The 10,106-nt window shown below is 72.6% G+C and carries 8 protein-coding genes and 2 pseudogenes; 9 read left to right on the forward strand and 1 reads right to left on the reverse strand.

What is annotated here, in order from left to right; translation table 11 throughout:
- Complete coding sequence (locus CCN42_RS01370) at positions 1-1,089, forward strand: branched-chain amino acid aminotransferase (RefSeq protein WP_086732686.1); 1,089 nt, start codon at positions 1-3, stop codon at positions 1,087-1,089.
- Between the two features lie 144 nt (positions 1,090-1,233).
- Here the strand turns inward: CCN42_RS01370 and CCN42_RS01375 are convergent.
- Positions 1,234-2,170: pseudogene (locus tag CCN42_RS01375) on the reverse strand (cytosine permease); the annotation flags it as partial.
- Positions 2,171-2,314: 144 nt separating this feature from the next.
- Here CCN42_RS01375 and ureA point away from each other — a divergent pair.
- From ureA to CCN42_RS44075, 8 genes and pseudogenes are all read left to right on the forward strand, one after another.
- Positions 2,315-3,019: an urease subunit gamma gene (ureA, locus tag CCN42_RS01380; protein ID WP_086732687.1), complete on the forward strand. Its 705-nt coding sequence runs from the start codon at positions 2,315-2,317 to the stop codon at positions 3,017-3,019.
- A complete protein-coding gene (locus CCN42_RS01385) occupies positions 3,016-4,728 on the forward strand; it encodes an urease subunit alpha (RefSeq protein WP_086732688.1) in 1,713 nt (570 codons plus the stop codon). The genes ureA and CCN42_RS01385 overlap by 4 nt, the downstream gene beginning before the upstream one ends.
- A 17-nt stretch (positions 4,729-4,745) precedes the next feature.
- Positions 4,746-5,768: an agmatine deiminase family protein gene (locus CCN42_RS01390; RefSeq protein WP_086732689.1), complete on the forward strand. Its 1,023-nt coding sequence runs from the start codon at positions 4,746-4,748 to the stop codon at positions 5,766-5,768.
- A 26-nt stretch (positions 5,769-5,794) separates the two neighbouring features.
- Positions 5,795-6,292 carry a hypothetical protein gene (locus tag CCN42_RS01395; RefSeq protein ID WP_086732690.1) on the forward strand — a complete coding sequence of 166 codons (498 nt, stop codon included), beginning with the start codon at positions 5,795-5,797 and terminating at the stop codon, positions 6,290-6,292.
- Entirely contained in the window at positions 6,289-6,891 is a 603-nt protein-coding gene (locus CCN42_RS01400) for a TetR/AcrR family transcriptional regulator (protein ID WP_211294608.1), read from the forward strand. Before CCN42_RS01395 ends, CCN42_RS01400 begins: the two co-directional genes overlap by 4 nt.
- A 344-nt stretch (positions 6,892-7,235) precedes the next feature.
- Entirely contained in the window at positions 7,236-8,840 is a 1,605-nt protein-coding gene (gene cimA / locus CCN42_RS01405; protein WP_086168592.1) for a citramalate synthase, read from the forward strand.
- A gap of 267 nt (positions 8,841-9,107) precedes the next feature.
- Complete coding sequence (locus CCN42_RS01410) at positions 9,108-9,638, forward strand: hypothetical protein (protein WP_086732691.1); 531 nt, start codon at positions 9,108-9,110, stop codon at positions 9,636-9,638.
- A pseudogene (locus CCN42_RS44075) lies at positions 9,635-10,106 on the forward strand (hypothetical protein); the annotation flags it as partial. The gene CCN42_RS01410 and the pseudogene CCN42_RS44075, both read left to right, overlap by 4 nt.

Genomic DNA, 10,106 nt, shown 5'->3' on the forward strand with positions numbered 1-10,106 from the left:
ATGACGACGCCCACGATCGAGCTGAAGCCCTCGGCCCACCCGCTCTCCGACGCGGAGCGCGAGGCGATCCTCGCCAGCCCCGGGTTCGGCCGGCACTTCACCGACCACATGGTGACGATCAAGTGGACGGAAGGCCGCGGCTGGCACGACGGGCAGCTCGTGCCGTACGCGCCGATCCCCCTCGACCCGGCCACCACGGTCCTGCACTACGCGCAGGAGATCTTCGAGGGCCTCAAGGCCTACCGCCAGCCCGACGGCTCCGTCGCCACCTTCCGCCCGGACCAGAACGCCCTGCGCTTCCAGCGCTCCGCCCGCCGGCTCGCCATGCCGGAACTGCCGGTCGAGACCTTCATCGAGGCCTGTGACGCGCTGGTCCAGCAGGACAAGGCGTGGGTGCCGGCGCACGGCGGCGAGGAGTCCCTCTACCTGCGCCCGTTCATGATCGCCACTGAGGTCGGGCTCGGCGTGAAGCCCGCCAACGAGTACCTGTTCCTCGTGATCGCCTCCCCGGCCGGCGCCTACTTCCCGGGCGGCGTGAAGCCGGTCTCCATCTGGGTCTCCGAGGACCGCGTGCGCGCCGTCCCCGGCGGCATGGGCGACGCCAAGACCGGCGGCAACTACGCGGCGTCGCTGCTCGCGCAGGCCGAGGCGGCGGCCAAGGGCTGCGACCAGGTGTGCTACCTCGACGCCGTCGAGCACCGGTGGGTCGAGGAACTGGGCGGCATGAACCTGTACTTCGTGTACGGCAACAAGATCGTCACCCCGACCCTCACCGGCTCCATCCTGGAGGGCGTCACCCGCGACAGCCTCCTCTCCGTCGCCCGCGACCTCGGCTACGAGGCCGAGGAGGGCCGGGTCTCCGTCGACCAGTGGCAGCGCGACTCCGAGAACGGCAGCCTCACCGAGGTCTTCGCCTGCGGCACGGCCGCGGTGATCACGCCGGTCGGCACGGTCAAGCGGGCGGGCGCGGAGTGGAAGCAGGGCGGGGGAGAGCCCGGCGAGGTCACGCTTCGACTGCGCCAGGCGCTCCTCGACATCCAGCGCGGCACGGCCGAGGACAAGCATGGGTGGATGCGCCAGCTCGGCTGACGCGGTCGGCCGTCTGTGGGTCCGTAGTGGCTGGTCGCGCCCCGCGCGGCGGAGCCGCGGAGCGAGCACAGGCCCGCGCCCCTGAAGGCCGGCTGTCGCCGGGGCCGTCGTGGAGTCCCCCTCCTCGACGGCCTTCGCCCTGTGCGGGATCAGCAGGTACGCCAGGCCGCCGACCGCTCCCGACAGCAGGAAGCTGAAGTCGATCCCGCCGGTCAGCGCCAGCAGCGGGCCCTCGTACGACGGCAGGGCCACCGCCGGCACGCCGGCCATCGCGCCCATGACGCCGTGGCCGGGATGTTCCAGCCCGCCGTGAACCAGTAAGTCCGCCGCGCGCCCGGCGGTTGAACACCTGGAGCGCTTCGGCGTCGTAGACGCCGCGGCAGCGGGCGAAGCCGGCGACCGGCCCGGACAGGCCGGCGGTCACCGCCGCGAGCACCCAGGTGGGCCAGAAGCCGCCGAGCAGGTAGCCGCCGGTCTCCTTCAGCGCGCCGGTGGTGAAGTCCGGGGCGTAGGCGATGACGCCGAGGACGAGCAGGGCCGTCATGCCGATCGCGAGGGTCCGGGACATGGCGAGCAGTACCCGGTAGCCGTGGACGGCGCCCGCGACGGTCGCCGCGGTAGCAGGCCGTGGACCACGACGTACGACACCTCGCTCGCGGGCAGGCCGAACAGCCGGCCGAGGACACTGACCGTCACATCGCCGCCGATCCACACCGTCAGCGCGGTGTGGCCGAGGGCGAGGAGCAGGCCCACGACCGAGCCGACGAGCCGTCCGCGCACTCCGAACCGGGCGCCGGAGGAGGTCGAGAGGTTGGTGGCGGTGCGCAGCGAGACGAGGGCCAGCGGGGCGGTGAAGGCGATGCCGACGAGGATGCCGGCGACGACCGAGCTGACCGAGGCCCACCAGCCGAGTCCGAAGGACGGCGGCAGCCAGCCGAAGACGATCACTCCGAGGCAGAGGCTGGAGCCGAGCAGGATCGACACCAGGTCGCGAGGGGTGCTGGTGCTCCCCCAAGCTCTTCGAGCAGGGGGACCCCCACTCCTCGGGGACGGTGTCGACTCCGCGCTGTTCCATCGGCATGGCTGGCATCCTTCGACGCGCCGAACAATTTGAGCGGCGCTCAATGTGACGTGGCTCAAGCTCACCCGTCAATGCTTCGGTTGCCTGAAACCCAGGTTTAGAGTGATGCTCTAAACCTGGGGAAGGCAAGGAGGTGCCCGCGTCATGAGACTGACCCCCACCGAGCGTGACCGGCTGCTGCTGTTCGGAGCCGCCGAGCTGGCCCGCGCCCGCCGGGCCCGCGGTCTGAAGCTCAATGTGCCGGAGGCCACGGCGCTCATCGCGGACACCGTCTGCGAGGCCGCCCGCGACGGGAAACGCCTCGCCGAGGCCGTCGAGGCGGCCCGGTCCGTGCTCGGGCCGGACGACGTGCTGCCCGGCGTCGCGGACGTGGTGACCGAGGTACACGTCGAGGCCGTCTTCGACGACGGCTCCCGGCTGGCGGTCGTCTCCGATCCCCTGGGAGGCGGGCTGGGCGAGCACGCACCCGGCGCCCTGCTGCCGGGTCCCGAGCACGCCGAGACCGAGCCGTCCGTCCGGCTGGCCGTCACCAACACCGCGGGCGTCCCCGTCTCGGTGACCTCGCACTTCCACTTCTTCGAGGCCAACCCGCGGCTCCGCTTCGACCGCGCGGCCGCCTACGGCATGCGGCTCGCCGTGCCCGCCGGCTCGTCCGTGCGGTTCGGCCCCGGCGAGAGCGCCGAGGTGGGCCTCGTGCCGATCGGCGGCGACCGGATCGCGATCGGCTTCGCCGGTCTGGTCGACGGGCCACTGGACGCGCCGGGCGCGCGGGAAGAGGCCATGCGCCGCGCCGCCGCCTGCGGCTACCTCGGCGTACCGGACACCACTGAGCAGGAGACCGAGCGATGAGCCGCCCCGGAGGCCACCCCGCAGAGGCCCGCCGCCTCACCCCGTACGAGTACGCCGCCACCCACGGCCCCCGCGCCGGCGACCGCATCCGGCTGGGCGACTCGGGGCTGACGATCAAGGTCGAGTCCGACTCCCAGCGCCACGGCGACGAGTTCCTGGCCGGCTTCGGCAAGACCGCCCGCGACGGACTGCACCTGAAGGCCGCCGCCGTCCGCGAGACCTGTGACGTCGTGATCAGCAACGTCGTCGTGATCGACGCGGTGCAGGGCATCCGCAAGGTGTCGATCGGCATCCGCGAGGGGCGGATCCACGCCATCGGCCGGGCCGGCAACCCCGACACCCTCGACGGCGTGGACGTCGTCGTCGGCACCGGCACCTCGATCGTCTCCGGCGAGGGCCTGATCGCCACCGCCGGAGCCGTCGACACCCACGTCCATCTGCTGTCGCCGCGCGTCATGGAGGCCTCGCTCGCCTCCGGCGTCACCACGATCATCGGCCAGGAGTTCGGGCCGGTGTGGGGCGTGGGCGTCAACTCGCCCTGGGCGCTGCGGCACGCGTTCAACGCGTTCGACGCCTGGCCCGTCAACATCGGCTTCCTCGGACGCGGTTCGTCCTCCCACGAGGCACCGCTGACCGAGGCGCTGGCCGAGGGCGGCGCCTGCGGCTTCAAGGTGCACGAGGACATGGGCGCCCACACCCGCGCCCTGGACACCGCCCTGCGCGTCGCCGAGGAGCACGACGTGCAGGTCGCCCTGCACAGCGACGGCCTGAACGAGTGCCTGTCCGTCGAGGACACCCTCCGGGTCCTGGAGGGCCGCACGATCCACGCCTTCCACATCGAGGGCTGCGGCGGCGGACACGTGCCCAACGTGCTGAAGATGGCGGGCGTGCCGAACGTCATCGGCTCCTCCACCAACCCCACCCTGCCGTTCGGCCGGGACGCGGTCGCCGAGCACTACGGCATGATCGTCTCCGTCCACGACCTCAAGACCGACCTGCCCGGTGACGCCGCCATGGCCCGCGACCGCATCCGCGCCGGGACCATGGGCGCCGAGGACGTCCTGCACGACCTGGGCGCGATCGGCATCACCTCGTCCGACGCGCAGGGCATGGGCCGCGCGGGCGAGACCGTTCGCCGCACCTTCGCCATGGCCGGGAAGATGAAGGCCGAACTCGGCGGCCCGGACACCGACCACGACAACGAGCGCGTGCTGCGCTACATGGCCAAGCTGACCATCAACCCGGCCATCGCGCACGGCCTGGCCCACGAGGTCGGCTCCATCGAGACCGGCAAGCTCGCCGACATCGTGCTGTGGCGGCCGGAGTACTTCGGTGCCAAGCCGCAGCTCGTGCTCAAGGCGGGCTTCCCGGCGTACGGCGTGACCGGCGACCCGGGCGCCGCCACCGACACCTGCGAACCCCTCGTGCTCGGCCCGCAGTTCGGCGCGCACGGCGCCACCCCCGCCGACATCTCCGTCGCCTTCGTCGCCCGGGCCGCCCTCGACCAGGGCGGCGACACCATGCCCACCCGCCGCCGCCGGGTCGCCGTGCGCGGCACCCGCGGCATCGGACCGGCCGACCTGCGCCTGAACTCCCGTGTCGGAGCCGTCGACGTCGACCAGCGCACGGGCCTGGTGACGCTGGACGGGGAGCCGCTGCGCTCCGAGCCCGCCGACTCGGTCTCCCTCAACCGCCTCTACTTCCTCTGATCCCGCTAGGACTCCCGATGACCTTCCGCATGCCCCCCGAGTGGGCCCCGCACGAGCGCACCTGGATGGCCTGGCCCGGCCCCAACCCGACCTTCACCACCGACGGGGAGCTGGCCGAGGCGCGCGCGGCCTGGGCCTCCGTGGCCCGCGCGGTACGCCGCTTCGAGCCGGTGACGATGGTGCACGGGCCCGGCCAGGGCGACTCGGCGCGCGAGCTGCTCGGCCCGGACGTCGACCTGGTGGAGCGCGAGCTGGACGACGCGTGGATGCGCGACATCGGCCCCACCTTCGTGACGGACGGACAGGGCCGGCTCGCGGCCGTGGACTGGGTGTTCAACGGCTGGGGCGCCCAGGACTGGGCCCGCTGGGAGCACGACTCCAAGATCGCCCGCCATGTCGCGGACCTCGCCGGGGTCCCGGTGCTGAGCAGCACCCTCGTCAACGAGGGGGGCGCGATCCACGTCGACGGCGAGGGCACCGTCCTGCTGACCGACACCGTCCAGCTCGGCTCCGGCCGCAATCCCGGCTGGACCCGCGAGCAGGTCGAGGCGGAGATCCACGCCAAGCTCGGCACCACCAAGGCGATCTGGCTCCCGCACGGTCTGGCCGGCGACTACGGCACGTACGGCACCCAGGGCCATGTCGACATCGTCGCGGCCTTCGCGCGGCCGGGCACCGTCGTCGTGCACAGCCAGCGCGACCCGGCCCACCCGGACCACGTGCGCTCCCGGACGTACCTGGAGATCCTGCGCGGCGAGACCGACGCCCGGGGCCGCCCCCTGGAGGTCGTGGAGATCCCCGCCCCCACGGTCCTCAAGGACGAGGAGGGCGACTGGGTCGACTACTCGTACATCAACCACTACCTGTGCAACGGCGGCGTGGTGCTCTGCGGCTTCGACGACCCGAACGACGAGATCGCGGCGGGCATCTTCCGCCGCCTCTTCCCCGAGCGGACGGTGACCCTGGTGGACGCCCGGCAGATCTTCGCGGGCGGGGGCGGCATCCACTGCATCACCCAGCAGCAGCCGAGGACCCGGTGACGGCCCGGGTCGGGTAGAACATACGGGTGAACGTCCTGGTCTGCGCGGCATGCGGCCGCCCTCTCACCGAGCCGGTGCGGCTGCTGCCCGAACTGCCCGAGCGCCCGGGGCGCGACGGCCCGCCGACTCCCGACGGGTCGCGGCAGGCCCCGCCGACCGTGCCGCGCGGCACGTACGCGGTGGACCCGGAGCCGTGCGGGGCGCCGTTCGTGCCGCACCCCGACCCCGAGTGGTGCGGGAACGCGGTCCCCGGGGTCTGCGTGTCGGACCCCGACGGGCCGGGCTGCCTGATGTCCGCCGGGCCGCGCGACACCCTGGTCGTCCACCCCGAGGACACCCGCGGCCACCTCCTGGGCAACCCCGGCGTCCATGAGGTCGGGTGCTGCGGGAGGCCCGGGCGCGGAGGGCCGAACGAGGTGTGCGGCGGCTGCGGCGTCCCCGTGGCCACCGAGTTCAGCGAGTGCTACGGCCCGTACGAGACGCACTTCCTGCCCGACGCCGTCCGGGTCGAGGCCGCCCCGTGAGCAGCCGCCGCCGCACCCCGGCACCGCCCCGCGAGGAACTGCTCGCCGCGGCCATGGAGATGATCGCCGAGCGCGGCCTGGAGAAACTGACCATGGCCGCGCTCGGCCGCGAGGTCGGCATGAGCAGCGGCCACCTCCTGTACTACTTCCGCACCAAGGACGAACTGCTGCTGCAGACCCTGGAGTGGAGCGAGGGCCGCCTCGGCGCCGAGCGCGGCCGGCTGCTCGCCCGCCCCGCACCGGCCCGCGCACGCCTGGACGCGTACGTGGACCTGTACGTCCCCGACGGCCACCGCGACCCGCACTGGACACTCTGGCTGGAGGTCTGGAACCGCTCGCAGAACGCCGACGACGACGCCCGCGAGCGGCAGGCCGCCATCGAGGGCGCCTGGCACCGCGACCTGGTCGCCCTGCTCGCGGAGGGCGTCTCGCGCGGCGAGTTCCGCCCCGTCGACCCCGACCGCTTCGCCGCCCGGCTGCGGGCGCTGCTCGACGGCTTCTCCATCCACGTCGCCATCGGCCTGCGCGGCACCGACCGGGCGCAGATCCTCGGCCACGTACGCGAGTTCCTCGACCAGAACCTCCTCCCGGACGGCTGAACCCTGCCCGGGTCGTCCGGGAGGCACGACTGCGGCGAGTGATCATGGGCTCGCATACTGAGACACCCGTGAGCGCGGGGGCGCGGCTGTGCCAGACTGCCTCCGTGCTCTCGTTCGCCATGATTATTGGCAGCAGGCGCGCCGGTCCGCAGTGACCGCCTCGTACGACCCGGTACGGGCGGACACCGTCGTCCTCGACCCGCGCGCAGACCTCTCGCACCCGCGAGAGGTTTTTCGTTTTCCCGGCCCACCCGCAGCCGGGAGGAGAGCGCGAGGGATCATAGAAGGACGGTGGAGCCGGTCATTCCGGTAGACCGAGATCCAACACAGGAGCCTTCACGACCATGACGGAAACCAGCGAGCTCGACGACTCGTTCCACGTCTTCGACACCACCCTGCGCGACGGCGCCCAGCGCGAGGGCATCAACCTCACGGTCGCGGACAAGCTGGCCATCGCACGGCACCTGGACGAGTTCGGCGTCGGCTTCATCGAGGGCGGCTGGCCCGGCGCCAACCCGCGGGACACCGAGTTCTTCGCCCGGGCCCAGCAGGAGATCGACTTCCAGCACGCCCAGCTCGTCGCCTTCGGCTCCACCCGCCGCGCCGGCACCACCGCCGCCGCGGACCCGCAGGTCAAGGCGCTCCTCGACGCCGGCGCCCCGGTGATCACCCTGGTCGCGAAGTCCCACGACCGCCATGTCGAGCTGGCCCTGCGCACCACGCTCGACGAGAACCTGGAGATGGTCCGCGACACCGTCGCCCACCTCAAGGCCCAGGGCCGCCGCGTCTTCGTCGACTGCGAGCACTTCTTCGACGGCTACCGCGCGAACCCCGAGTACGCCAAGTCGGTCGTCCGCGCGGCGTCGGAGGCCGGCGCCGACGTCGTCGTCCTGTGCGACACCAACGGCGGCATGCTCCCCGCCCAGATCCAGGCCGTCGTCGCCACCGTCCTCGCCGACACCGGCGCCCGGCTCGGCATCCACGCCCAGGACGACACCGGCTGCGCCGTCGCCAACACCCTCGCCGCCGTCGACGCGGGCGCCACCCACGTCCAGTGCACCGCCAACGGCTACGGCGAGCGCGTCGGCAACGCCAACCTGTTCCCCGTCGTGGCCGCGCTGGAGCTGAAGTACGGCAAGAAGGTGCTGCCCGAGGGCAAGCTGCGCGAGATGACCCGGATCTCGCACGCCATCGCCGAGGTCGTCAACCTCACCCCGTCCACGCACCAGCCGTACGTCGGCCTCTCCGCGTTCGCGCACAAGGCGGGCCTGCACGCCTCCGCCATCAAGGTCGACCCCGACCTCTACCAGCACATCGACCCCGAGCAGGTCGGCAACACCATGCGGATGCTGGTCTCCGACATGGCGGGCCGGGCGTCGGTGGAGCTGAAGGGCAAGGAGCTGGGCATCGACCTCGGCGGCGACCGCGAACTGGTCGGCCGGGTGGTGGAACGCGTCAAGGAACGCGAACTCGAGGGCTACACCTACGAGGCCGCGGACGCCTCCTTCGAACTCCTGCTGCGCACCGAGGTCCAGGGCAAGCCGCTGCGCTACTTCGAGGTCGAGTCCTGGCGGGCCATCGTCGAGGACCGCCCCGACGGCACCCACGCCAACGAGGCCACCGTCAAGCTGTGGGCCAAGGGCGAGCGGATCGTCGCCACCGCGGAGGGCAACGGCCCGGTCAACGCCCTCGACCGGGCCCTGCGCGTCGCCCTGGAGAAGATCTACCCGCAGCTCGCCCAGCTGGAGCTGGTCGACTACAAGGTCCGCATCCTGGAGGGCAAGCACGGCACCCAGTCCACCACCCGCGTCCTGATCTCCACCTCCGACGGCACCGGCGAGTGGTCCACGGTCGGCGTGGCGGAGAACGTCATCGCCGCGTCCTGGCAGGCGCTGGAGGACGCGTACACGTACGGACTGCTGCGCGCGGGGGTGCGGCCGGCGGAGTGAGCGGACGCGGGTCCGCCTCCTCGCGGGCGGTGCCCGTCCCGCTCAGCGCGGGCTCCGAGTCATGAACACCGCTCGGACCTACCGGACGGCCACCGCCTGGCAGCAGCTGACCCAGTGGCTGCGTGAGAGCACGCCCCCACCTCGCACGCGTCGATTCTGCCCCCGGCGGCCCAGGCCGAGACCGAGGAGGCGGAAGGCCACCTCCGGCAGCACGCCGGGTACGGCTTCCCGCCCGAGCCGGTCGCCCTGTCGCGGCTGGCCGGCGGGGTGCGGCAGATCGACATCGACGAGTACGACGAAGAGGGCGAGGTGGCCACCGGGCGGTTGCTGTCGCACGGGCTGCTGCTCGGCCCCGCCCAGTGGGTCCGGCGGCGGCCGGCCGGGCTCGACCACCAGGGCAGGGACCACTGGGACGGCGCGCAGTGGGCCGCCCCCGTCGGCAACTACGCGGAGGCCACCGCCACCGGCCTGTACCTGTCGGCGGCCGGCCTCGGGAGGTGGAGCGGCTACGAGGGCATGGTCATGGAAGAGCCGCTGTATCCGTCGCTCGCCGCCTATCTGGAAGCCGTCGGCCGCACGCTCCGGGATGGCCCGGGGGACCTCATGGGCGCAGAGGTACCCGGCATCGTGTACGGCTGCCTCGTCCGGGACGATCCGCACAGCCCACGACTGGACGAGACCTTCGCCGACTGGCGGCCGGTGCACCAGGGACGCGCGGAGCGCCACGGCTTCCAGGCCCCGCCCCTGTACAGGCTCTATATCCATGTTTGCCTGTTTCGGGTAGCTTCGATGGTATGAGGGCCGCGAGGATGCGTACCTTGGTACGCCTGCTGATCGTGCCGGTCATCGCCGCACTGGCGGTGCTGTCGGCCGGTGCGCCCGGAGCGCACGCGGCCACCGACCTCTCCCAGGTCGCCCAGGCCCTGCGGGAGAGCCCCGTCTACGTCGACCCGGCCGCCTCCGGCGTGCTGTCCGAGGCGGACGCCGAAGCGCTCGCGGACAAGATCGAGGACGCGGACAAGCCCGTCTTCGTGGCGGTTCTCCCCGCCGACCAGCCGACCGAGAACCTGTTCCGCAACCTCCGCACCGAGACCGGCATCACCGGCCTGTACGGCGTCCTGCTCGGCGACCGCTTCGACGCGCGTGCCGACAGCACCGTGCTGAGCCGCCAGGGCGTGTCCAACCTGGTCACGGCCGTGCAGGACGCGGGCGACCCCAAGGCCCAGCTGAACGACTTCGTCGACGGCGCCCTGCGCGGCGGCGTCG

It is taken from the genome of Streptomyces glaucescens (genome assembly GCF_002154375.1).
Lineage (GTDB): Bacteria > Actinomycetota > Actinomycetes > Streptomycetales > Streptomycetaceae > Streptomyces > Streptomyces glaucescens.